The organism is Klebsiella sp. F11 (genome assembly GCF_056712265.1).
On the sequence record NZ_CM160060.1, the window covers coordinates 2,752,533 to 2,774,305 of the forward strand.

Here is a 21,773-nt window from a genome sequence, read left to right on the forward strand (position 1 = left end):
AGGAGAGCAATCATGAACGCGCTGCGCATCATGGGTTACTACTTCGCGCTGCTGGTGATGATTTTGCCGTGGCGCGCGCAGGCGGCGGACGCGGACGATTTCGTGACGGCCAATCGCAGCCAGCAGGCGCGGCTGCTTGAGCAGTGGGCTGCGGCCCCGCAGGCGCAGCGTCTGCCGCTGCTGCGCGCATTAACGGCGGAAACGCTGCAGGTTGATAGCAGCGGCCATGCCTTCAGCAATCAGCAGGCGCTGGGCGCGGCGGCGGAACCTTCGGGAACCCCCAAACCGGTGCGCCTCACTAACCGCCTGCGCAATCTGGCCGCCGGCGCGCTGGCCACCCATCTGCTGGTGAGTGACAGTGTCACCGAAAGGGCGGCGGCGGTGAAAATCCTCCAGCGCGAAGCGACGCCCGCAATGAGCGGGCTGCTGCAACAGCGGCTGGCGGCGGAGACGGATGATGGGGTGAAAACCCAGCTCGAGATGGCGCTTGCTCGCCTTCAGCTGAGCAGCCCAAACGGCGAGCAGCGGCTGGCGGCGGTTGAGCGGCTGGGGCGTTCCTCCGATCCTGAAACCCAGGCGCTGCTGACGCCGTTTACCGATGCGCAGCATGAGCCTGATGCCGGCGTTCGCAGCGCGGCGGCCGAAAGCCTGAGCCAGATTAAACAGCGGCTGCTGCTCGGCGAAATCCTTGGCCAGGCCTTTATGGGGCTGTCGCTCGGTTCGGTGCTGCTGCTGGCGGCGCTGGGGCTGGCGATCACCTACGGGCTGCTGGGGGTCATCAATATGGCCCACGGCGAAATGCTGATGATCGGCGCCTACAGCTGCTGGCTGGTGCAGCAGGCGCTCGCCCAGCTGGCGCCACAGTGGCTGGCTTTTTATCCGCTGATTGCGCTGCCGGTGGCATTCTTGATTACCGCCGGCATCGGCATGGCGCTGGAGCGCACCATTATCCGCCACCTTTATGGGCGTCCGCTCGAGACCTTGCTGGCGACATGGGGCATCAGCCTGATGCTGATCCAGCTGACGCGTATGCTGTTCGGCGCTCAGAACCTCGAAGTGGCGAACCCGGCGTGGCTCTCCGGCGGCCTGCAGGTTCTGCCGAACCTGATCCTGCCGTGGAACCGGCTGGCGGTCCTCGGCTTTGTAATCCTCATTCTGTTCTTCACCTGGCTGATTCTGAATAAAACCCGGCTGGGCATGAACGTGCGGGCGGTCACTCAGAACCGGGCTATGGCCGCCTGCTGCGGCGTGCCGACCGGGCGCGTGGATATGCTGGCGTTTGGTCTCGGCTCCGGGATCGCGGGCTTAGGCGGCGTGGCGCTGTCGCAGCTTGGCAACGTCGGGCCGGAACTTGGCCAGGGATATATTATCGACTCCTTCCTGGTGGTGGTGCTCGGCGGCGTCGGCCAGCTGGCGGGCAGCGTGGTGGCGGCCTTTGGCCTCGGTATCTTCAATAAAATCCTCGAACCGCAGCTGGGGGCGGTATTGGGCAAGATCCTGATCCTGGTGCTGATCATCCTGTTTATTCAGAAACGTCCGCAGGGCCTGTTTGCCTTAAAAGGGAGGGTTATTGACTGATGAGCCAACCAATTACCTTAACATTGGCGCGTAAGGCGCCGCGACCGCTGCAATGGCTTGGCGTACTCCTGGTGCTGGGGTTGTTAAGTATGCCGTTTCTGGCGCTGCTGCCGCAGTCGCATCCGCTGGCGGTGCCCGAGTGGCTGCTGACCCTGACCGGCAAGATCCTCTGCTACGCCGTTGTCGCAGTGGCCTTGGATCTGGTGTGGGGCTATGCCGGCATGCTGTCGCTGGGCCACGGCATCTTCTTTGCGCTGGGCGGCTATGCGATGGGCATGTATCTGATGCGCCAGGCGGCCGGCGACGGTCTGCCGGCGTTTATGTCATTCCTGTCGTGGACCGAGCTGCCGTGGTTCTGGTGGGGAACCCAGCACTTTGCCTGGGCGATGCTGCTGGTGGTGCTGGTCCCGGGGCTGCTGGCGCTGGTGTTCGGCTGGTTTGCCTTTCGCTCCAAAATCAAAGGGGTCTACTTTTCGATAATGACCCAGGCGCTGACCTACGCCGGCATGCTGCTCTTTTTCCGCAACGAGACCGGCTTCGGCGGTAACAACGGTTTTACCGGTTTCACCACGCTGCTTGGCTTTTCCGTCACCGCGACCGGTACCCGTGCGGCGCTGTTTATGGCGACGGTACTGCTGCTGCTGTTAACGCTGTGGATTGGCTTTCGCCTGGCCACCAGCAAATTCGGCCGCATTCTGACGGCGGTGCGCGACGCCGAAAACCGGCTGATGTTCTGCGGCTACGACCCACGCGGCTTTAAGCTGCTGGTGTGGACGCTTTCCGCCGTGCTGTGCGGACTGGCGGGGGCGCTGTACGTCCCGCAGGTGGGGATTATTAACCCTGGCGAAATGTCGCCGACCAACTCGATTGAGGCCGCTATCTGGGTGGCGCTTGGCGGCCGCGGAACCCTGGTCGGCCCGGTGCTGGGCGCGGGGCTGGTCAACGGCGCGAAAAGCTACTTCACGATGGCGATCCCGGAGTACTGGCAGCTCTTCCTCGGACTGATTTTTATCATCGTCACGCTCTTTTTGCCGCGTGGGGTGATTGGCCTGCTGCGTAAAGGAGATCGCTGATGCAACCGGATGAAGGCCTGTTTACCCGCCAGCAGCCGACGGACCGCTTTCGTGAGCAAAGCGATCCGGTGCTGCAGCTGGAAAAGATTAACGTCAATTTTGACGGCTTCCAGGCGCTGACCGATCTCTCGCTGCATATTGGCGTTGGCGAACTGTGCTGTATTATCGGGCCCAACGGCGCCGGGAAAACCACCCTGATGGACGTGATTACCGGCAAAACCCGGCCGCAGAGCGGCAGGGCGCTGTACGATCAGTCCATCGACCTGATGTCCCTTGACCCGATCGCCATCGCCCGTCAGGGGATCGGACGCAAGTTTCAAAAGCCGACGGTGTTTGAAGCGCTGACGGTGGCTGAAAATCTTGAGCTGGCGCTGAAAGGCGATAAATCGGTGTGGGCCAGCCTGCGCGGGCGGCTGAACGCCGAGCAGGAGGATCGCATCAGCGATACTCTGCGCCTGCTGCGTCTGGACGCTGAACGCGGCCGGCAGGCTGGGCTGTTGTCGCATGGGCAGAAGCAGTTCCTTGAGATCGGCATGCTGCTGGTGCAGGAGCCGCATCTGCTGCTGCTGGATGAGCCCGCCGCCGGCATGACCGACGCCGAAACCGAATACACCGCCGAGCTGTTCCGCACTCTGGCCGGGGCGCATTCGCTGATGGTGGTCGAGCATGATATGGGATTTGTTGAAACGATTGCCGACCGGGTGACCGTTCTGCATCAGGGGCAGGTGCTGGCGGAAGGCTCGCTGCGCGAGGTGCAGGCCAACGAACAGGTGATTGACGTTTATCTTGGACGCTAAGGAGCGCCGATGCTGCAGGTTAACCAGCTACATCAATACTACGGCGGCAGCCATATTCTGCGCGGGGTCGATTTTTCCGCCCGGCCGGGGGAGATTACCTGCCTGCTCGGGCGCAACGGCGTCGGTAAAACCACGTTACTGAAGTGCCTGATGGGGCTGGTCCCGGCGCGCAGCGGCGAGGTCATCTGGCAGGATAAACCGATCACCCAGCGTAAACCCCACCAGCGGGTCCAGGCCGGGATCGCCTATGTTCCGCAAGGACGTGAGATCTTTCCCCGTTTGACGGTGGAAGAGAACCTGCTGATGGGCCTGTCGCGTTTCCCGGCCAAAGAGGCCAGCCAGGTACCGGAGGAGATTTACCAGCTATTTCCGGTACTGAAAACCATGAAGCAGCGGCGCGGCGGCGATCTCTCCGGCGGTCAGCAGCAGCAGCTGGCGATTGGCCGCGCGCTGGCGAGCCGGCCGCAGCTGCTGATCCTCGATGAGCCGACGGAAGGTATTCAGCCCTCGGTGATTAAGGAGATCGGCGAAGTTATCCGCCAGCTGGCGAACCGCGGCGATATGGCGATTCTGCTGGTCGAGCAGTTCTATGATTTTGCCGCCGCCCTTGCCGACCGCTATCTGGTGATGTCGCGCGGGTCGATTATTCAGCAGGGCAAGGGGGCGGATATGGAAGCCGAGGGCATTCGCGCAATGGTGGCTATCTAAGCTGCCGGGCGCGGCGTTGGACGTCGCGCCTGCCGGGTTCTACTTACGCAACAATCGCTGCAGCCGCGCCTGGCGCCAGCTGCGGGTCAATCCGCCGAAGACAAACAGTCGGGCTGCTCTCACCAGCAGCAGCGCGCCCCAGATCGCGGCGACCCACGCCGACCAGTAGTTTTCGGGGCCGGTGACCCGGTTGAGTACCGCCAGCAGAACGCAAACTACCACCGCCACCGACAGCGAGCGGAAGAAGCGGCTCTCCTGATGGACCCGCGCTTTGGCCTCCTCAATGCGTAAATCGAGCGACTCTTCGTGGCCGACGGGGGCGTCGCCGCTCAGATCGGCTACGTTGACCTCAAACACGGCGGCGAGGGCGCTGAGCGTTTCCAGCCCCGGGCGATCGCCGTTTTCGATGCGCTGAATGGTGCGCACGCTGACGCCGGCCAGCTCGGCCAGCTGCTCCTGAGACCATGCGCGCTGCAGACGTAACTGTTTAACCTGATTAATGCTGTTCATCATCTCTATCTCCGGGTGAAACCTGAGATGCAGCGTGATGGTTTCCGCCGTTGGCCGCCACGATCCTCTCCCGACAGTAACCCGACACCAACCCGACAGCCCCGTGACGGCGGGCTTCAGGCGCTGGCGACCGGATAACCTTTTTGTCGCGGGGGATTGTTCATACCGCGGAAAATCATCAGCCACGCGGCGATTATCGCCGCCATCAGGACCACAAACAGCGACCAGTGCGGCATATGGGTCAGAATCGCCCCGGTGATCATCGGATTAAACGCCGCCCCCAGCCAGCCGAGCGACTGGGCGGAAAAATAGCTGGCCTTCATGCCCGCCGGCGCAATGTTGTCGATCAGCATATATTCCCCTGGCGCATAAATAACCTCTCCAAGGGTAAAAATCGCCGCCGACGCCCCCCACAGCAGCAGGCTGCCGCCAGAAAGAAGAAACCCGCCCAGCCCGATAACAAAGCATAGCGTACCGAAGGTCATCAGCGGGCGGATATTGCGCGCGTTCAGCCTGCGCCCGACGGCATACTGCAGCGCCACCACCACCGCGGCGTTAACCGGTAAAACCACCGCCACTACTTTTTCAGCAAAGTCGCTGTCGGCGACCACCAGCACGTACTGGGAAATACAGGAGGCGAAGGAGCCGCCGACAAACGACGCCAGCAGCGCGGAGAGCGTAAACCACATTAATGCCCGATCGCGCAGTAGTACCGAGGGCGACCACTGACTGATGCTATCCGCAGCGATAGCCGCCGAGGTCCGCTGGACGAAGAGCTGGATAAACACCAGCGGAAAGGCGGCACAGGCCGCGGCCAGCCAGAACGGCAGGTTAATGCTGTGCATCACCAGCAGGGTGCCAAGCGGGGGGCCGACGGTCCAGCCGATATTGAGAAAGGTATAGTTGAGCGAGAAGATCCGCGCCTTTTTTTCCGGCGACAGAACGTCGGCAAACCACGCCTTGAGCACGGTGGAGAAGACGGAATAGGCGCAGTTGATCAGGGCGAAGAAAAAGACCACCAGAGAGACGCTGTTGACCAGCGGGATCGCCATAAAGCCGCAGATAAAGGCCGTCACGGCAATCAGCATATAGCGCTTTTTATCGAACTTATCGGCCAGAATGCCGAATCCCATGCTGAACACCACCCCGACCGTCAGGGCGATAGACATGGCATAGCCGATTTTATCGACCTCCAGCTGATACTGGCGAGTAAGAAAGATGGTCATAAAAGGAAGCGTCGCGCCGCGGCCGATGGTGAGCAGCAACGATGAGGCCAGCAGCGCTATCGTTGAGCGCCTGAGGGTCGGTATCATTTTTTCCTTGCCTGATAAATGTTATTTTTTTGTGGTGCTATTCACAAATAACATGGTCTTTCAGGCTTGTATAGCATTCCACATGGCCAAAAGGGACATCTGGACCCTGCTAAAAATAATGATCTATCCGGATGATGATTTTTTCGTTACTTTGATTTCATTAATAAAAATTCGCGCAATGCACGGGATGGGGTATGACACGTAAAGACGGACTGCTGGCGCTGCTGGTGGTGGTCGTTTGGGGGCTTAATTTTGTGGTGATTAAGCTCGGGCTACACAACATGCCGCCGCTGATGCTGGCGGGGCTGCGCTTTTTACTGGTCGCCTTCCCGGCGCTGCTGTTCGTGGCGCGGCCTAAAATTCCCCTGCGCCTGCTGCTGGGCTACGGCCTGACGATCAGCTTCGGGCAGTTCGCCTTTCTGTTCTGCGCCATCGGTCTCGGCATGCCAGCCGGGCTGGCCTCGCTGGTGCTGCAGGCCCAGGCGTTTTTCACTATTATCCTCGGCGCGTTTACCTTCGGCGAGCGTCTGCAGGGCAAGCAGCTGGCCGGCATCGCGCTGGCGATTTTCGGCGTGCTGGTGCTGGTTGAGGCGAGCCTCGGCCCACAGCACGTGCCGATAGTTGGCTTTATGCTGACCCTCGCGGCGGCGCTGAGCTGGGCCTGCGGCAATATCTTCAATAAAAAAATCATGTCCCGCGAGGAGAAGCCGCAGATCATGTCGCTGGTGGTGTGGAGCGCGCTGATCCCGGTGCTGCCGTTTTTGCTGGCCTCTTTCCTGCTCGATGGCCCGCAAAAAATGGCCGCCAGCCTGCTGCAGATCGATCTGCTGACCGTGCTTTCGCTGCTCTATCTGGCGTTTATCGCCACGATTGTCGGCTATGGGATTTGGGGCTCGCTGCTCGGGCGCTATGAGACCTGGCGGGTGGCGCCGCTGTCGCTGCTGGTGCCGGTGGTCGGGATGGCCAGCGCCGCGCTGCTGCTTGGCGAAACCCTGAGCGGGCTGCAGCTTACCGGGGCGGTGCTGATTATGGCCGGGCTCTATATTAACATTTTCGGCCTGCGGCGCATTCGCCTCGGCGCGGCGCGAGGATAAAAAAAGCCCCGAAAATCGGGGCTAAGAAAGCAGCGTTGTGCGGTCAGTTGTAGTAGGGCACGCCCAGCTCATCTGACTTGTCGCTACCGGCAGCCATATGATTGAAATCAAACGGCGAATCGTTATGTTCGGAAGGCATTATCATCGCATCGCGGTGGTTATGACGAACCGGAGTAGTGGTTTGCTCCGCATAGCTCTGGCCAGAGGCCAGCGCGACCAGCACAAGGGCGGCGGAAGCGAATAGTTTCATGATTTCCTCAATACGTCTTTTTGCAGGCGATTAACAACAGTTGTTTAGCGGCATCAGATAGCGGGATTCACCCGGCATATTTGTCATGCGATATTTATGCGGCGGAACGTCGAAATAGTTTTTAAAGGTTCGGGTCAGCGTTTGCTGGGATTCAAAACCGTAGCGCTCCGCCAGGTAGAGGATCGGCTCGTTGCTCTGCTTGAGCTTCTGCGCGATCTCGGTCAGCTTGCGGCTGCGGATGTACTGGCCTAAGGAGTGACCGGTCTCTTTCTTGAACATTCTTTGCAGGTGCCATTTAGAGTAACCTGAGCGCTCAGACACTTTCTCCAGCGACAGCGGCGATTCCAGGTTATCTTCGATCCACGACAAAATACTATGGATAGTGATGGCGTCGTTATTGCGTCTGGACATCATCTTACCTCTTCTTATTACGGCAGGACTTTCTTGAGTAAATACTCAAGGGTGACCACTTCGTCCGCCGACAGATTTTTTGTTAACTCCTGGTGCAATTTCTGACCCACAACCTGATGACATTGCTCACATAGCGCCGCGCCGTCTGGCGTTAGCTGCACCAGCACGCCGCGTTTGTCAGTGGGGTTGGGTAACCGTTCAATCCAGCCTTTACAGACCAGGCGATCGAGCATGCGCGTCATTGCGCCTGGGTCGACCGAGAGCACGGTTTTCAGCTCAACGGGGGTAATGCATACTTCGCAACGAATGGAACAGAGCACCCGGAACTGGGTGGAAGTGATATCCATCGGCGAAAGGTACTCGTTGAGCAGGCGATCTTTTTTCTGGTTAACCATCTGGATCAAGCGACCGAGGGGGATCATTTCGTTAAACAGGTCACTCGTGCTTTTCACAATGGTTGCCCAGGCAATTATTTAATTGCTGTGGATATTATTGCCCAGGCAACAATAAGTCAACCTGATGGATTAGGCGATGACACAATTTGCTAAAGCTCTTTTGTACAGGGGGCGCGGAGAAAATATCGGCGCTGGTATGATAGCGACGACCAACGTTATACTCAGCGAGTAAAACTTTTAATTGTTTAATATTAACAGGGGCTTAATTAATCATGATGGAGCTTTTTAAAGCGATAAGTCTGGGGCTGGTGGTGATTTTGCCGCTGGCAAACCCGCTCACGACCGTCGCACTGTTCCTCGGGCTGGCGGGCAACATGAACAGCGCCGAGCGTAACCGACAATCGCTGATGGCCTCGGTATATGTCTTTATCATTCTGGCGGTGGCGTGGTATGCCGGCCAGGTGGTGATGAACACCTTCGGCATTTCGATACCCGGTCTGCGTATTGCCGGCGGGCTGATCGTCGCCTTTATCGGCTTCCGGATGCTGTTTCCGCAGCAGAAGGCCCATGACTCGGTGGAAGCCAAGATGAAATCGGAAGAGCTGCAGGATGAGCCGACGGCCAATATCGCCTTTGTCCCGCTGGCCATGCCGAGCACCGCCGGGCCGGGTACTATCGCGATGATCATCAGTACGGCGTCGACGGTGAAGCACGGCGTTGAGTTTCCGGAGTGGGTGGTGCTGGCGGCGCCGCCGATTACCTTCGCGCTGGTGGCGCTGATTCTGTGGGCCAGCCTGCGCAGCTCCGGGGCAATTATGCGCCTGGTCGGCAAGGGCGGTATCGAGGCGATCTCCCGCCTGATGGGCTTCCTGCTGGTGTGTATGGGCGTGCAGTTTATTATTAACGGGGTGCTGGAAATTATTACCACCTATCATGCCTGACGGGTGAATGGGCAAAAAAAAAGCCGGACAGCGTTGCGCCGTCCGGCTTTTTTATGCTGGCTATCAGGAGTGGTGCGGCTGCTCTTCCAGCGACGCCGGCCAGCGGCGGAAAATCATCACCGACCACACCAGCGCCACCAGCGCCGGAATGGCTCCGACGTAGCCGATGGAGGCCATTGACAGATGGGTGCTCACCTGGCTGCCAACCAGCGCGCCGGCGCCGATGCCGATGTTAAAGATCCCCGAGAACAGCGACATCGCCACGTCGGTCGCGTCCGGCGCCAGCGCCAGCACCTTAACCTGCATCCCCAGGCCGATAATCATAATCGCCACGCCCCAGAAGATGCTCAGCAGCATCAGGTGGTTGGCGTTTTGCGATGCCGGCAGCAGCAGCAGCAGGCAGACCAGCAGCAGGCCAATCGCGACATTAATCAGGCGCGAAGCGTGCTGATTGCCCAGCTTACCGAACAGCACGCTGCCGATGATCCCAGCGCCGCCGAGTACCAGCAGCAGCACGGTAGCGAAATTACCGCTCATACCGGCCACAGTCTGTACAAACGGCTCGATGTAGCTGTAGGCGGTATAGTGCGCGGTCACCACGATAACGGTCAGCAGATAGATGCTGAGCAGCGCCGGGCGGCGAAACAGCAGCGGCAGGCTTTTCAGCGAACCGGAGTGCTCGCTGGGCAGCTTCGGCAGCAGCTTATAGAGGCACACCAGCGTCACCAGCGCGCCAATACCGATGACCAGGAAGGTGGTGCGCCAGCCGAAGTACTGGCCAACGATGCGGCCGATGGGGATACCAAAGACCATCGCCAGCGCGGTGCCGGTGGCGATCAGGCTCAGCGCCTGGGCGCGTTTCCCCGGCGGCGCCATGCGGATCGCCAGCGCCGAGGTAATGGACCAGAACACCGCGTGGGCAAAGGCGATACCGATGCGGCTGATCACCAGCACGTTAAAGCTCCACGCAAAAAACGACAGCACGTGGCTGGCGATAAACAGAATAAACAGGCCGATCAGCAGGCGGCGGCGCTCCATCTGGCTGGTGAGCAGCATAAACGGCAGCGACATCAGGGCCACAACCCACGCGTAAATAGTCAGCATCATGCCGACCTGGGCGGTTTCCATGCCGAAGCTGTCGGCGATATCCGACAGCAGGCCGACCGGCGCGAATTCGGTGGTATTAAAGATAAAAGCGGCGATCGCCAGCGTGACTACCCGAAGCCACGCGACCTTGCGTGAAACCGTGTTTGTAATCATAGGTTTTGAACTGAGTGATGATTAGAGGAAGAAGAGAAGGCGATCTTAAAACGATTGCTGGTGAAAATACAATCATTTTGTGATCCGTGTCTCATTATTATCTCAAGGCGATAAAAGAGCTAACAGATTAATTTGTATATAGATCGTGTGCGCATCCCGCTTTTATGTCATGTTGAGGATAAGTAAAAAAAAGGAACACAGCGATGCAGGAAATTGATTTTTATCTGGTGGATGCTTTCAGCGATCGTAACTTTGGCGGTAACGCCGCGGCGGTATGCCCGCTCACCGAGTGGCTGCCGGACGAGACGCTGCTGAAAATGGCGCAGCAGCACAATCAGTCGGAGACCGCCTTCTTCGTGCGCACCGATGAGGGCTATGAGCTGCGCTGGTTCACCACCCAATATGAGATAAACCTCTGCGGCCACGCCACGCTGGCGGCCTCGCACGTAATTTTTGAATATCTCAATCATCCCAGCGCCACTATCGTTTTTAGCACCCGCTTTGTCGGCGAGCTGCGGGTGACGCGCAGCGGCGACTGGCTGACCCTCGACTTCCCGGCCTGGTCAACGGAGGAGGTCACCGCGCCGCCTGCCGGGCTGTTTGCCGGGTTGGGAATTAGCGACGCGCTGGACGTGCGGGTCGGACGCGACTACCTGGTGGTGCTGGCCAACCGCCAGCAGGTTGAAGCCGTCCGTCCGGATATGCATCAGCTCCAGGGGCTCGGCAAAATGGTCTGCATCAGCGCGGCGGATGAGGAGTACGACTTCGTCAGCCGCTTCTTCTGCCCTGGCGAAGGCGTTGCCGAAGATCCGGTCACCGGCTCGACTCACAGCATGCTGATCCCATTCTGGGGCGAGAGGCTTGGCAAAACGCAGATGCTGGCGCGTCAGGTATCGGCCCGCGGCGGCGATCTGCGCTGCCAGTGGCAGGGCGATAGGGTGCTGATCGGCGGCCAGGCGGTCACCTACCTGATTGGCAAAATTGGCCTGCGCTAGCGCAATCCCGAGAAAGAGGCTGTCACCTCGCGTGGCGGCTGGCCCGGCTCCGCGCCCGTCGGACGCCAGGCCATACCTTATTCGAGGCGGGCGATATTGGCTTTTATCACCGCCACCGAATGAAGGAACTTCTCGCTTTCCTCCGGCGCCAGCTGCAATTCTATAATCTGCTGCACGCCGTTTTGCGCCAGCACGGCCGGCACGCCGACCGCCGCGCCGCGAATGCCGTACTCGCCATCGAGAATGCAGGAGATGGCCAGCGCGCGGTGGCTACCGGTAAAGATATTGCGACAAATCTCGCCGATGGTTCCGGCGACGCCATATTCGGTGCAGCCTTTACCGGCGTAGATCTCAAACCCGAGTTTGCGCACCCGGTCGGCGATTTGCTGACGGTCCAGCGCCTTACCGGTATGTTTTTGGTACACCTCGGCAATCGGCGAGCCGTACACCGACGAGTGGGACCACACCGGAAACTGGGTATCGCCATGTTCGCCGAGAATAAAAGCGTCGATACTCTGGGCGCCAATATCCAGCGCCTGCGCCAGCACCCGGCGCAGGCGGGTGGTATCCAGCCAGACGCCGGTACCGATCACCTGGCCGCGCGGCAGGCCGGAAAGCTGCCATACCTGCCAGGTAATGATATCGCAAGGGTTGGTGGCAATCAGGAAGATACCGTTGAAACCGTTAGCCATCATCCGCGGGACAATGCTGCGGACGATTTTCGCCGTACGGGTCAGCTCGTCCAGGCGACTCTCTCCCTCTTTCAGCGCGCCGCCGGAGACGGTGATCACCGCGATATCCACATCGGCGCAGTCGCTAGCGTCGCGTACTGAAATGGCCATCATTCCCGGCATATAGGCGGCGGCGTCGCTAAGGTCCTGAGCGTGCGCCTGGGCCCGCGTTTTATCGAGATCGACGAGGATCAGCTCTTCGCAGATGTTCTGGTTTAATAATGCATAGGCCGCCGAGGTGCCGACGTTGCCTGCGCCAATGATCATCACCTTACGCGCTTTGCTGTTCATGGTTCGTTCCTGATATCAACCGTCATGACATAAAATTACTGCGGCTCAATTGGTTAGCGCAAGAGGATGCCGGAGGTATAAGTTAATGCTATGAGAAACGGGCGTACGCGCTGCGCTACAGTGGCTCCAAAAAAGGAGCCAGCCCATGTACACCATCGCCCCGACCACGCTATCCCATCCCGATCTCACCGCCCTGATTGCCCAGCTGGACGCTTTCCAGGCATCGCTCTATCCCGCGGAGAGCAACCACCTCGTCGACCTGAGCCAGCTGCATGCGGAGTCGGTTATCGCGCTGCTTATCAGGGATGAAAACCAGCGTGCGGTGGGCTGCGGAGCGATTGTCCTTAGCGACGATGGCTTTGGCGAAATGAAGCGGGTGTTTATCGACCCCAACCATCGCGGGCAGATGCTGGGTGAACGGCTGCTGGAGGCGCTGGAAAGCGAGGCCCGCCGCCGCGACTGCCACACCGTGCGCCTCGAAACCGGCATTTACCAGCAGGCCGCCGTCAGGCTCTATACCCGCAGCGGCTATCAAACGCGCAGCCCCTTTTCCCCCTATCAGGAAGACCCGCTGAGCCTGTTTATGGAGAAACTGCTCGTTGCCGATCTTCGTTCAGCAGCGCTATAAACGCCTCCAGCTGGCGGGTTTTCGCCCCGCGCCGCCACACCAGCCAGGTGGTTAGCCAGCGCCACTCTTCGGCCAGCGGCCACGCGGAAACCTGCTGATGGCCGGGCATGCTCTCGAGCATGCTACGCGGGATCAGCGCCAGCCCGGCGCCGGCAATCACGCACGCCAGCATGCCATGATAGGACTCCATCTCGTGGATCCGCCCGGGGGTGGCGCGATCGGCGTGGAACCAGCTTTCGAAATGGCGCCGATAGGAGCAGTTGGCGCGAAACGCGTAAACGTTGACGCCGTTCACCTCGCTGGCGCGCGTAATCGGCGCATGGCCCACGGGGGCGACGATCATCATCTCCTCCGGGAACACCGGCAGGCCTTCGAGGCCCGGGTGCACCAGCGGGCCGTCGATAAACGCCGCGCTCAGGGTGCCCTCCAGCACGCCGTCGATCATCGTGCCGGAAGGGCCGGTCGAGAGCGCGAGATGGATTTTCGGGTAGCGCTGGTTATAGAGCGCCAGCGCCGAGGGGATCCTTACCGCGGCGGTGCTCTCCAGCGACCCCAGCGAAAATAGCCCCTGCGGCTCATCGCCGGCAACCACCATTCGCGCCTCGTCGACCAGCGCCAGGATCTGCTGGCTGTAGCGCAGAAAGCTATGGCCGGCAGGGGAAAGGCGCAGGCGCTGGTTCTCGCGAATAAACAGCTCAACGCCGAGGTCGGCCTCCAGCTGGCGAATGCGGGTGGTGAGGTTCGAAGGGACGCGGTGCACCTTCTGCGCGGCCTGGGTAATGCTGCCGGCGGCGGCGACGGCGTTAAACATCTCAAGCTGGGTCAGGTCCATAGTATTCTTCTTTTGTGAACAGGTTGCTTAATATTATTCATTTTCAATGAATAGGAGCGTAAGCCAGAATGAGGTCAGTTCGCAATCAACATTCGCCATCAACACAGAGAGAATAACGATGAATTTATCTGCCACTCATGCGGTTTCCGTGAACCCCACCACCGGTGAAATTATGTCGTCTCTGCCCTGGGCTACCGAACGGGAAGTCGATGCGGCGATTGCTCTCGCGGAGCAGGGCTATCGCCAGTGGCGCGCCGCAAGCGTAGCTCAGCGCGCCGAGGCGCTGCGTCAGGTCGGCAGCGTTCTGCGCAGCCGGGCGGAGGAGATGGCGCAGATGATAAGCCTGGAGATGGGCAAGCCGATTGCCCAGGCCCGCGGCGAAGTGGCCAAATCGGCCAATCTCTGCGACTGGTATGCCGAACACGGTCCGGCCATGCTGGCAACCGAAGCCACCCAGGTCGAAGAGAATAAAGCGGTTATCGAATATCGTCCGCTGGGCGCCATTCTGGCGATTATGCCGTGGAACTTCCCCCTGTGGCAGGTGCTGCGCGGCGCGGTACCGATCCTGCTGGCGGGCAACAGCTATCTGCTCAAACACGCGCCAAACGTGATGGGCAGCGCGGCGCTGATCGGCGATATTTTCGCCCAGGCCGGGCTGCCGGCCGGCGTGTTTGGCTGGATTAACGCCACCAATGATGGCGTCTCGCAGACCATTAACGATCCGCGTATTGCGGCGGTGACCGTAACCGGCAGCGTGCGCGCCGGGAAGGCGATTGGTGCCCAGGCCGGCGCCGCGCTGAAGAAGTGCGTCCTTGAGCTGGGGGGCTCCGATCCGTTTATCGTCCTCAACGACGCCGATCTTGATGAAGCGGTGAAGGCGGCGGTCATCGGGCGCTATCAGAACACCGGACAGGTGTGCGCGGCGGCGAAGCGCTTTATCGTCGAAGCTGACATTGCCGATGCGTTCAGCGAAAAATTCGTTGCCGCCGTTGAGGCGTTGAAAATGGGCGACCCGCGCGATGAGGCCAACTATTTGGGGCCAATGGCGCGTTTCGATCTGCGCGACGAGCTCCATCAGCAGGTGGCGGCGACGCTGGCGGAAGGGGCAACCCTGCTGCTCGGCGGCGAAAAGATTGCCGGCGCCGGCAACTACTATGCGCCGACGGTGCTGGGTAACGTCACCGCGGACATGACCGGTTTCCGCCAGGAGCTGTTTGGCCCGGTCGCCACCATCACCGTGGCTCGCGACGCCGCGCACGCTCTGGAGCTGGCTAACGACAGCGAGTTTGGTCTGTCGGCCACCGTCTTTACCGCCAGCGTCGAAGAGGCCGACCGCTTCTCCCGCCGGCTGGAGTGCGGCGGGGTCTTTATTAACGGCTACAGCGCCAGCGACGCGCGGGTGGCTTTTGGCGGCGTGAAAAAAAGCGGCTTCGGCCGGGAACTCTCGCACTTTGGGCTGCATGAGTTCTGTAACGTGCAGACCGTATGGAAAGACCGTCGCTAATCGACGTTAGCGCCTGACGCCCGTCGCCGCGCTCTGCTATACTCGCAGCCCGAATTTGGATGTGGGCAAGGAGCCGGGCGTGGCGACGGTTATCAATAATGCAATGCTGGATGCGATTCTGGCGGAAATCAGGCCGCTGATTGGGCGCGGCAAGGTGGCGGACTACATTCCGGCGCTGGCCCGCGTGAGCGGCAATAAGCTTGGCATTGCGATCTGCACGGTTGACGGGCAGCACTATTTTGCCGGCGACGCCTATGAACGTTTTTCCATTCAATCGATCTCTAAAGTGCTCAGCCTGGTGGTGGCGATGAACCACTATCAGGAAGACGAGATCTGGCAGCGGGTGGGGAAAGATCCCTCCGGCCAGCCGTTTAACTCGCTCCTGCAGCTGGAAATCGAGCAGGGAAAGCCGCGCAATCCCTTTATTAACGCCGGGGCGCTGGTGGTGTGCGATATGTTGCAAAGCCGCCTCAGCGCCCCGCGCCAGCGGATGCTGGAAATAGTCCGGCGCCTGAGCGGCGTGGCGGACATTGCCTACGACCCGCTGGTGGCGCGCTCCGAGTTCGAGCACTCGGCGCGCAATGCGGCGATTGCCTGGCTGATGAAGTCCTTTGGCAATTTCCATAACGACGTCGCTACCGTGCTGCACAACTATTTCCACTACTGTTCGCTGGAGATGAGCTGCGTTGAGCTGGCGCGAACCTTTCTGTTCCTCGCCGATCGCGGTATCGCCCCGCATCTCAATACGCCGGTGATTGCGCCGATTCAGTCGCGTCAGGTGAATGCCCTGATGATGACCAGCGGCATGTATCAAAACGCCGGGGAGTTTGCCTGGCGCGTCGGGCTGCCGGCAAAATCGGGCGTTGGTGGGGGGATCGTGGCGATCGTCCCGCAGGAGATGGCCATTGCGGTATGGAGCCCGGAGCTGGACCAGGCCGGGAATTCACTGGCCGGGATTGCGCTGCTGGAAAGACTCACGCAAAAGGTGGGAAGGTCGATATTCTGATGGATGCCATGAACCGTTTATTTAGCCGGCTGCAGCGCTCGGCGTTTCGCTCCCGTTTTCGGCTGGGGATGAAAGAGCGGCAATACTGTATCGATAAAGGGGCGGAGACCATTGATCAGCACGCGGCGGATTTTATTGCCCGCCGTCTGGCGCCGGCGACTATCCCCAATGACGGTAAGCAAACCCCGATGCGCGGTCATCCGGTATTTATCGCCCAGCACGCGACGGCCACCTGCTGTCGCGGCTGCCTCGAAAAGTGGCACGCGATCCCCCGCGGCCGGGCGCTGAGCGCCGACGAGCAGCGCTACGTCGTGCAGGTTATTCACCATTGGCTGGTGCTGCAGATGAATTCCGCCGGCCATTAATAGTGAGCAACAATCAGCCATAGGTATGCCTGATAAATATTCTCATGCTATGATAATCCGCTAACTAATTATTAACATAATAATTGCCTGAAACAATTAGACGGATAATTACTGAATGTCTTCACTGTCGATTCGGTCATTCACGCTGTTTCGTGAGGAGCAGCCCGTGCGCGATGCGCTGGTGTTATTCACGTTAACGCTGCTGCTTCATTTCTTTGGCGCGATGCTGCGCCTGGTGCAGGAACTCTCGTTTTTCTGGCCGCTGAATGCCGTGATGGCGGGGATCTTCGCGCGTTACGTCTGGCTAAATCGCAGCTATTTTTATGCGGTTTGTTTTGCCGCAATGCTGGTTTATGACGGTTTAACCTCGCGCTGGGGAATGGGCTTTGCCTCGCTGCTGATTAATTTCTCCAATATTGTTTTTATTGTCACTCTGGCGCAGCTGGTGCTGTGGGATAAACGCCGCGCGGATTCTATGCCGGGGCCGATTAATGCGCTAAGCCTGTTTTGCTACTGCCTGCTGGCGGCGCTGCTGTGCGCGGCCGTCGGCGCGCTGGGATCGGTGGACGTCGAGCGCGCCACCTTTATTCCCCAACTGGCGGACTGGTTTAGCGAGCAGTTCTCTACCGCGGTGCTGATCCTGCCGTTTATTCTGACGTTGACGCTGCCTTCCGCTCTCGGCGCCTTTCGTTTCCGCCAGCTGCTGCCGGTTATCGTCCTGGTACTGTCGATTATTCTCGGGGTTAGCGTCGGCGGAGCAGGGAGCATCACCTTCCCGCTGCCGGCGCTGATCTGGTGCGCCATTCGCTATCCGCTGCCGCTGACCTGCCTGCTGACGTTTATCACCGGCATCAGCGAAATTCTGCTGGTGGCCAACTCGCTGATCCACCTCTCTCCTGACGCGCGGATGCAGCCATGGCAGCTCTTCTCCACCCGTCTGGGTATCGCCGCGATGCTGATTAGCCCGGTGATTGTCGCCTCGAGTGTGGAAGCGATTAATAATCTGGTGAAGCAGCTGGCGCTGCGCGCCGATTTTGATTTCCAGACCCGCGTTTATTCGCGCTCCGGGCTCGGCGAGGCGCTGAAGCGTCAGCCGCTGGCGGAAGGGCAGCTGCTGACGGTGATGGTGCTGGATATTGACGGCTTTAAGCGGGTTAACGACAGCTGGGGGCACGAGTGCGGCGATTGCGTCCTGACGCAGTTTGCGCAGCAGGTGCGTCAGCTGGCGGGCGAGCAGGGAATGGTAGCGCGCATCGGCGGAGAGGAGTTCGCCGTGGCGACCCTGACCTCATCGCTGCAGGAGAGTCAGGCGCTGGCGGAGAAAATCCGTCAGGGCGTTGAGGCGCAAACCTTTGTCTGGGGGCAGAATCAGATCCGCCTGACTGTGAGCATGGGTCTGGAGTCCCGTCAGGTAGGGAGCGAGCGGATAACCGAGCTCTTTAATCAGCTGCTTATGGCCGCCGACGACTATCTGGTGAGCGCTAAGAAGGCGGGGCGCAATCGCGTTTGTACCCCCGGGCTGGCCTGAAGACGGTAATAAGAAAATACGATAGTGATTTTGCTTGTGTTAAATTTAGGTTAAAAACATAGTGATGTGGTCAATTTTAAGGAACTTATCATGGCCACATCCTTCTCCCTGCGCACGCTCTCGCGTGAAGAAATCCTCGACCAGCTTCAGCCGTTAAGCGACATTTTGACCAGCTGTGTGAACGGCGGAGCGTCGGTCAGCTTTATGCTGCCATTCTCAGCGCAAACCGCCCGCGACTTCTGGAGTCGTACCGCACAGAGCGTTGCCGCCGGAGAGCGCATCGTGATAGTGGCGGAAAATGAAGGTCACCAGATTGTCGGTACCGTCCAGCTTATTGTCAGCCAGCCGGAAAACCAGCCCCATCGCGCCGACGTGGCCAAACTTTTGGTTCACCAAAATGCCAGACGCCAGGGGCTGGCCAACGCGCTGATGAACTATCTGGAGAAAGTCGCCCGCGACCAGGGCAAGTCCGTGCTGGTGCTGGATACCGCGACGGGCAGCGGCGCTGAGCGCTTCTACGTGCAGTGCGGCTGGGAAAAAGCCGGGGAAATTCCGCGCTATGCGCTGATGCCGGACGGTACAATGACCGCCACCTCGCTGTTCTATAAGTTCCTGCATTAACCGCCGATGGTTTGATCAAAACGGGGTTTTAGTCGTAGAGAAAGCTGATAAGTTATTACACCAATTACGCAGGTTGTATGACTACTCTATGAGGGGACTCCTTGTGAAAACACTAAATCGTCGCGATTTTCCCGGCGCGCAGTATCCGGAACGCATTATCCAGTTCGGTGAGGGCAACTTCTTACGCGCTTTTATCGACTGGCAGATCGATCTGCTCAATGAGCACACCGACCTGAATGCCGGCGTCGTCATCGTGCGCCCGATTGCGAGCGAATTCCCGCCGTCGCTGAGCGTGCAGGACGGCCTCTATACCACCATTATTCGCGGGCTCAACGGGCAGGGCGAAGCGGTTAGCGATGCGCGCATCATCCGCAGCGTCACCCGGGAAATCAGCGTCTATGCGGACTACGCCGAATACCTGCGCCTGGCGCATAATCCGGATATCCGTTTTGTGTTTTCCAATACCACCGAAGCGGGAATTAGCTACCACGCGGGAGACCGTTTTGATGATGCCCCGGCGGCGAGCTACCCGGCTAAGCTGACTCGCCTGCTGTTCGAGCGCTACAGCTGCTTCTCCGGCGCCGGCGATAAGGGCTGGGTCATCATTCCCTGCGAGCTTATCGACTATAACGGCGCGGCCCTGCGCGAGCTGGTGCTGCGCTACGCCAAAGAGTGGGCGCTACCTGAAGCCTTTATCGCCTGGCTGGATGAGGCGAATACCTTCTGCTCGACGCTGGTGGACCGCATCGTTACCGGCTATCCGCGCGATGAAGCGCTGCAGATCGAGCAGCAGCTCGGCTATAAAGACGCCTTCCTGGACACCGCCGAACATTTCTATCTCTTCGTTATTCAGGGGCCTCAATCGCTGGCCGCGGAGCTGCGCCTCGATAAGCTGCAGCTTAACGTCCTGATTGTCGACGATATTAAGCCTTACAAAGAGCGTAAAGTGGCGATTCTTAACGGCGCGCACACCGCGCTGGTGCCGGTGGCCTTCCTCGCCGGGCTGGATACCGTCGGCGAAGCGATGAACGATCGCCAGATCTGTGCTTTCGTCGAAAAGGCGATTTATGAGGAAATTATTCCGCAGCTGGATTTGCCGCGCGAAGAGCTGGAGGCTTTCGCCGGCGCGGTGACCGGGCGCTTCCGCAATCCCTATATTCAGCATCAGCTGCTGTCGATTGCGCTTAACGGCATGACGAAATACCGCACCCGCATTCTGCCGCAGCTGCTGACGGGGCAGGCGAACAACGGTAAACTGGCGCCCCGGCTTACCTTTGCCCTGGCGGCCTTAATCGCGTTCTATCGCGGCGAACGCGGTGAGGAAAATTATCCCCTGCAGGACGATGCCGAATGGATGGCGCTCTATCGGGCGCTGTGGTCCGCGCATCGTGACGCGCAGCTGAGTACCAGCGAGCTGGTTAAAGCGGTGCTGTCGGTTGAGGCGCACTGGCAGCAGGATTTGAGCCAGATTCCCGGTCTCGTGGAGCAGGTGACCCTCGACCTTGACGCCATTCTGCTCAAAGGTATGCGCGAGGCGGTTAAGCCGCTCTGCTAATTCAAATTTGACCCGGCGCTTGCCGGGTTATTTATCCCACCTTATTAGTTACAACATACTTTTGTACGGCAGATAAATAACCCTGCCTGACCTGCTGCTCCTTACCCGCTTCGTCGGGCAGAACGAAAGGAGGCGCTTTCTGCTGAGGGGCGCGGCATCCTGCGGATGACGAAAATCGCTGCAAATGCGCAAATTCACGACCTCGATCGCGTTTCGGGACGCGCTGTCGCCTCTGACGTGATGTCGGGAGGCGTTATTCCCGGCTGCTGGAGGATCTGACTTTTAGCCGACCGGCCAGCATGACATGCGTCGCCGCATCCTCCTGATTGCACAGATACTCCACCGCCAGCCGCCCTAATTCGCTGTAAGGCAGCTGAATACTGGTAAGCGGCGGGGTGAGCTGCTCCGATATTTTCTGATCGTCGTATCCCGCCAGCAATATATCCTGCGGCAGCCTGACGCCGTTGACAGCCAGCGCCTGATAGCAGCCGATCGCCAGCCAGTCGCTGGCGCAGAAGATGGCGTCCGGGCGATCCGGCTGCTCCAGCAGAGAGCAGGTGGCGGTAAAGGACTCGCTGAACTGCCAGTTGGTCTGGCGCACCAGGCCCTCATCGTACGTCTGTCCGGCCTGCTCCAGCGCTGCCTGATATCCCGCCAGCCGCTGGCGGCTCGCCTCCATCCAGCTTTCACCGGTGATATGCGCGATGCGTCGTGCGCCCATGGAGATCAGATGGCGGGTCACCTGAAACGCGTTGGCGTAGTCGTCGGGGACAAATGAAGGCAGCAGCGGCGAGTCCGGGTCGCGCTGGTTGAGCAACACCAGCGGCAGGCGGGTACAGTCCTGAAAATCGGTCATATCCACAAGCGTGGTCACCGGGGAGGCGAGAATAATGCCGATACAGTTACGCTGCTCCAGCTGACGGATAATATTAATAGCCAGCTCGACGTCGTCGCCGTAATCATAGACGGTCAGCAGCACTTCATTGCGCCAGGCCGCTTCCCGCGCCTGGCTGATCGCATCGATAAAGGGGTCATAGCTTTGCAGGGTGCTGACCAGCAGCGCCACCTCTTCCTGATTGCGCGGGGCGTGGATCGCCGGCAGGCGGTCGTAGCCGAGCTCAGTCGCAACGGCAATCACCCGTTGGCGGGTCTCCTCGCTCAGCTTGATATTCCGGGATTGATTGAGGACCAACGATACCGTTGCCTGTGAAACGCCCGCCGTACGGGCGATATCGTTCATCGTTACTTTGTTTTTCCGCGTCATTATCCCTCTCCCCTTGAGTCGCGCATTATACCTTAACGACCCCGGACATAGGCAGACTAGATTCGCCGCGCTTGAAGTAATTTCCTTTCAGGAAAATAATGGCTTATTCGCATGAGGTGGGAG

At 59.6% G+C, this 21,773-nt stretch carries 23 protein-coding genes; 14 read left to right on the plus strand and 9 right to left on the minus strand.

Annotated features, from left to right (window positions below; translation table 11 throughout):
* Positions 1-12 precede the first annotated feature (12 nt).
* From urtB to urtE, 4 genes are read left to right on the plus strand one after another with little or no spacing between them, the layout of a single operon-like run.
* Complete coding sequence (gene urtB / locus AC1M2H_RS13710) at positions 13-1,578, plus strand: urea ABC transporter permease subunit UrtB (RefSeq protein WP_480151751.1); 1,566 nt, start codon at positions 13-15, stop codon at positions 1,576-1,578.
* A complete protein-coding gene (urtC, locus tag AC1M2H_RS13715; RefSeq protein ID WP_480151752.1) occupies positions 1,578-2,651 on the plus strand; it encodes an urea ABC transporter permease subunit UrtC in 1,074 nt (357 codons plus the stop codon). The genes urtB and urtC overlap by 1 nt, the downstream gene beginning before the upstream one ends.
* On the plus strand, positions 2,651-3,448 hold the full coding sequence (gene urtD / locus AC1M2H_RS13720; protein WP_480151753.1) for an urea ABC transporter ATP-binding protein UrtD: 798 nt from the start codon (positions 2,651-2,653) through the stop codon (positions 3,446-3,448). The genes urtC and urtD overlap by 1 nt, the downstream gene beginning before the upstream one ends.
* A 9-nt stretch (positions 3,449-3,457) precedes the next feature.
* Positions 3,458-4,156, plus strand: a complete 699-nt coding sequence (urtE, locus tag AC1M2H_RS13725) for an urea ABC transporter ATP-binding subunit UrtE (RefSeq protein ID WP_480151754.1) — start codon at positions 3,458-3,460, stop codon at positions 4,154-4,156.
* A 39-nt stretch (positions 4,157-4,195) separates the two neighbouring features.
* On the opposite strand, the gene AC1M2H_RS13730 is transcribed toward urtE, so the two are convergent.
* Together AC1M2H_RS13730 and ydeE are read right to left on the minus strand one after the other, a co-directional pair.
* Positions 4,196-4,666: a helix-turn-helix domain-containing protein gene (locus AC1M2H_RS13730; RefSeq protein ID WP_480151934.1), complete on the minus strand. Its 471-nt coding sequence runs from the start codon at positions 4,664-4,666 to the stop codon at positions 4,196-4,198.
* Positions 4,667-4,782: 116 nt separating this feature from the next.
* A complete protein-coding gene (gene ydeE, locus AC1M2H_RS13735; protein WP_480151755.1) occupies positions 4,783-5,979 on the minus strand; it encodes an efflux MFS transporter YdeE in 1,197 nt (398 codons plus the stop codon).
* Between the two features lie 194 nt (positions 5,980-6,173).
* Between ydeE and eamA the strand changes: the two genes are divergently transcribed.
* Positions 6,174-7,073, plus strand: coding sequence for an O-acetylserine/cysteine exporter (eamA, locus tag AC1M2H_RS13740; protein WP_480151756.1), 900 nt, complete (start codon positions 6,174-6,176; stop codon positions 7,071-7,073).
* 43 nt (positions 7,074-7,116) lie between these two features.
* Here eamA and marB read toward each other — a convergent pair whose 3' ends face one another.
* From marB to marR, 3 genes are read right to left on the minus strand one after another with little or no spacing between them, the layout of a single operon-like run.
* Complete coding sequence (gene marB, locus AC1M2H_RS13745; RefSeq protein WP_045858245.1) at positions 7,117-7,323, minus strand: multiple antibiotic resistance protein MarB; 207 nt, start codon at positions 7,321-7,323, stop codon at positions 7,117-7,119.
* Between the two features lie 30 nt (positions 7,324-7,353).
* The gene (marA, locus tag AC1M2H_RS13750) at positions 7,354-7,734 is read right to left on the minus strand and encodes an MDR efflux pump AcrAB transcriptional activator MarA (RefSeq protein WP_004862191.1); all 381 of its coding nucleotides are present in this window, start codon (positions 7,732-7,734) and stop codon (positions 7,354-7,356) included.
* A gap of 17 nt (positions 7,735-7,751) precedes the next feature.
* A complete protein-coding gene (marR, locus tag AC1M2H_RS13755) occupies positions 7,752-8,186 on the minus strand; it encodes a multiple antibiotic resistance transcriptional regulator MarR (RefSeq protein ID WP_041145638.1) in 435 nt (144 codons plus the stop codon).
* 215 nt (positions 8,187-8,401) lie between these two features.
* Between marR and AC1M2H_RS13760 the strand changes: the two genes are divergently transcribed.
* On the plus strand, positions 8,402-9,070 hold the full coding sequence (locus tag AC1M2H_RS13760) for a MarC family NAAT transporter (protein ID WP_480151757.1): 669 nt from the start codon (positions 8,402-8,404) through the stop codon (positions 9,068-9,070).
* Between the two features lie 63 nt (positions 9,071-9,133).
* Here AC1M2H_RS13760 and AC1M2H_RS13765 read toward each other — a convergent pair whose 3' ends face one another.
* The gene (locus AC1M2H_RS13765; protein WP_480151758.1) at positions 9,134-10,330 is read right to left on the minus strand and encodes a sugar transporter; all 1,197 of its coding nucleotides are present in this window, start codon (positions 10,328-10,330) and stop codon (positions 9,134-9,136) included.
* 203 nt (positions 10,331-10,533) lie between these two features.
* Here AC1M2H_RS13765 and AC1M2H_RS13770 point away from each other — a divergent pair, with 203 nt between their 5' ends.
* The gene (locus tag AC1M2H_RS13770) at positions 10,534-11,325 is read left to right on the plus strand and encodes a PhzF family phenazine biosynthesis protein (RefSeq protein WP_480151759.1); all 792 of its coding nucleotides are present in this window, start codon (positions 10,534-10,536) and stop codon (positions 11,323-11,325) included.
* Positions 11,326-11,402: 77 nt separating this feature from the next.
* On the opposite strand, the gene AC1M2H_RS13775 is transcribed toward AC1M2H_RS13770, so the two are convergent.
* Positions 11,403-12,347 (minus strand): L-lactate dehydrogenase, encoded by a 945-nt coding sequence (locus AC1M2H_RS13775; protein ID WP_480151760.1) that lies wholly within the window; start codon positions 12,345-12,347, stop codon positions 11,403-11,405.
* Positions 12,348-12,492: 145 nt separating this feature from the next.
* Between AC1M2H_RS13775 and AC1M2H_RS13780 the strand changes: the two genes are divergently transcribed.
* Positions 12,493-12,975 carry a GNAT family N-acetyltransferase gene (locus AC1M2H_RS13780; protein ID WP_480151761.1) on the plus strand — a complete coding sequence of 161 codons (483 nt, stop codon included), beginning with the start codon at positions 12,493-12,495 and terminating at the stop codon, positions 12,973-12,975.
* On the opposite strand, the gene ptrR is transcribed toward AC1M2H_RS13780, so the two are convergent.
* Complete coding sequence (ptrR, locus tag AC1M2H_RS13785) at positions 12,929-13,807, minus strand: putrescine utilization regulator PtrR (RefSeq protein WP_480151762.1); 879 nt, start codon at positions 13,805-13,807, stop codon at positions 12,929-12,931. The genes AC1M2H_RS13780 and ptrR overlap by 47 nt on opposite strands.
* A 118-nt stretch (positions 13,808-13,925) precedes the next feature.
* Here ptrR and sad point away from each other — a divergent pair, with 118 nt between their 5' ends.
* The 6 genes from sad (at position 13,926) to AC1M2H_RS13815 (ending at position 20,386) form a co-directional block, all read left to right on the plus strand.
* Entirely contained in the window at positions 13,926-15,311 is a 1,386-nt protein-coding gene (sad, locus tag AC1M2H_RS13790; protein WP_480151763.1) for a succinate-semialdehyde dehydrogenase, read from the plus strand.
* 79 nt (positions 15,312-15,390) lie between these two features.
* Positions 15,391-16,317, plus strand: coding sequence for a glutaminase B (glsB, locus tag AC1M2H_RS13795; protein WP_480151764.1), 927 nt, complete (start codon positions 15,391-15,393; stop codon positions 16,315-16,317).
* Entirely contained in the window at positions 16,317-16,682 is a 366-nt protein-coding gene (locus AC1M2H_RS13800; RefSeq protein WP_480151765.1) for a DUF4186 domain-containing protein, read from the plus strand. The genes glsB and AC1M2H_RS13800 overlap by 1 nt, the downstream gene beginning before the upstream one ends.
* 115 nt (positions 16,683-16,797) lie before the next feature.
* Positions 16,798-18,210: a GGDEF domain-containing protein gene (locus AC1M2H_RS13805; protein WP_480151766.1), complete on the plus strand. Its 1,413-nt coding sequence runs from the start codon at positions 16,798-16,800 to the stop codon at positions 18,208-18,210.
* Between the two features lie 90 nt (positions 18,211-18,300).
* Positions 18,301-18,831 carry a GNAT family N-acetyltransferase gene (locus AC1M2H_RS13810; RefSeq protein WP_480151767.1) on the plus strand — a complete coding sequence of 177 codons (531 nt, stop codon included), beginning with the start codon at positions 18,301-18,303 and terminating at the stop codon, positions 18,829-18,831.
* A 103-nt stretch (positions 18,832-18,934) separates the two neighbouring features.
* Positions 18,935-20,386 carry a tagaturonate reductase gene (locus AC1M2H_RS13815; RefSeq protein ID WP_480151768.1) on the plus strand — a complete coding sequence of 484 codons (1,452 nt, stop codon included), beginning with the start codon at positions 18,935-18,937 and terminating at the stop codon, positions 20,384-20,386.
* Between the two features lie 253 nt (positions 20,387-20,639).
* Here AC1M2H_RS13815 and AC1M2H_RS13820 read toward each other — a convergent pair whose 3' ends face one another.
* Positions 20,640-21,650: a LacI family DNA-binding transcriptional regulator gene (locus AC1M2H_RS13820; RefSeq protein ID WP_480151769.1), complete on the minus strand. Its 1,011-nt coding sequence runs from the start codon at positions 21,648-21,650 to the stop codon at positions 20,640-20,642.
* Between the last annotated feature and the right edge of the window lie 123 nt (positions 21,651-21,773).

Coding starts and splice junctions, on each gene's coding strand:
- urtE (WP_480151754.1), top strand. CDS start 3,458: ATGCTGCAGGTTAACCAGCTACATCAATACTACGGCGGCAGCCATATT.
- AC1M2H_RS13800 (WP_480151765.1), top strand. CDS start 16,317: ATGGATGCCATGAACCGTTTATTTAGCCGGCTGCAGCGCTCGGCGTTT.
- sad (WP_480151763.1), top strand. CDS start 13,926: ATGAATTTATCTGCCACTCATGCGGTTTCCGTGAACCCCACCACCGGT.
- urtD (WP_480151753.1), top strand. CDS start 2,651: ATGCAACCGGATGAAGGCCTGTTTACCCGCCAGCAGCCGACGGACCGC.
- ydeE (WP_480151755.1), bottom strand. CDS start 5,979: ATGATACCGACCCTCAGGCGCTCAACGATAGCGCTGCTGGCCTCATCG.
- AC1M2H_RS13775 (WP_480151760.1), bottom strand. CDS start 12,347: ATGAACAGCAAAGCGCGTAAGGTGATGATCATTGGCGCAGGCAACGTC.
- marA (WP_004862191.1), bottom strand. CDS start 7,734: ATGTCCAGACGCAATAACGACGCCATCACTATCCATAGTATTTTGTCG.
- AC1M2H_RS13765 (WP_480151758.1), bottom strand. CDS start 10,330: ATGATTACAAACACGGTTTCACGCAAGGTCGCGTGGCTTCGGGTAGTC.
- urtB (WP_480151751.1), top strand. CDS start 13: ATGAACGCGCTGCGCATCATGGGTTACTACTTCGCGCTGCTGGTGATG.
- AC1M2H_RS13805 (WP_480151766.1), top strand. CDS start 16,798: ATGTCTTCACTGTCGATTCGGTCATTCACGCTGTTTCGTGAGGAGCAG.
- AC1M2H_RS13780 (WP_480151761.1), top strand. CDS start 12,493: ATGTACACCATCGCCCCGACCACGCTATCCCATCCCGATCTCACCGCC.
- AC1M2H_RS13760 (WP_480151757.1), top strand. CDS start 8,402: ATGATGGAGCTTTTTAAAGCGATAAGTCTGGGGCTGGTGGTGATTTTG.
- AC1M2H_RS13820 (WP_480151769.1), bottom strand. CDS start 21,650: ATGACGCGGAAAAACAAAGTAACGATGAACGATATCGCCCGTACGGCG.
- marB (WP_045858245.1), bottom strand. CDS start 7,323: ATGAAACTATTCGCTTCCGCCGCCCTTGTGCTGGTCGCGCTGGCCTCT.
- eamA (WP_480151756.1), top strand. CDS start 6,174: ATGACACGTAAAGACGGACTGCTGGCGCTGCTGGTGGTGGTCGTTTGG.
- AC1M2H_RS13810 (WP_480151767.1), top strand. CDS start 18,301: ATGGCCACATCCTTCTCCCTGCGCACGCTCTCGCGTGAAGAAATCCTC.
- AC1M2H_RS13730 (WP_480151934.1), bottom strand. CDS start 4,666: ATGAACAGCATTAATCAGGTTAAACAGTTACGTCTGCAGCGCGCATGG.
- urtC (WP_480151752.1), top strand. CDS start 1,578: ATGAGCCAACCAATTACCTTAACATTGGCGCGTAAGGCGCCGCGACCG.
- ptrR (WP_480151762.1), bottom strand. CDS start 13,807: ATGGACCTGACCCAGCTTGAGATGTTTAACGCCGTCGCCGCCGCCGGC.
- AC1M2H_RS13770 (WP_480151759.1), top strand. CDS start 10,534: ATGCAGGAAATTGATTTTTATCTGGTGGATGCTTTCAGCGATCGTAAC.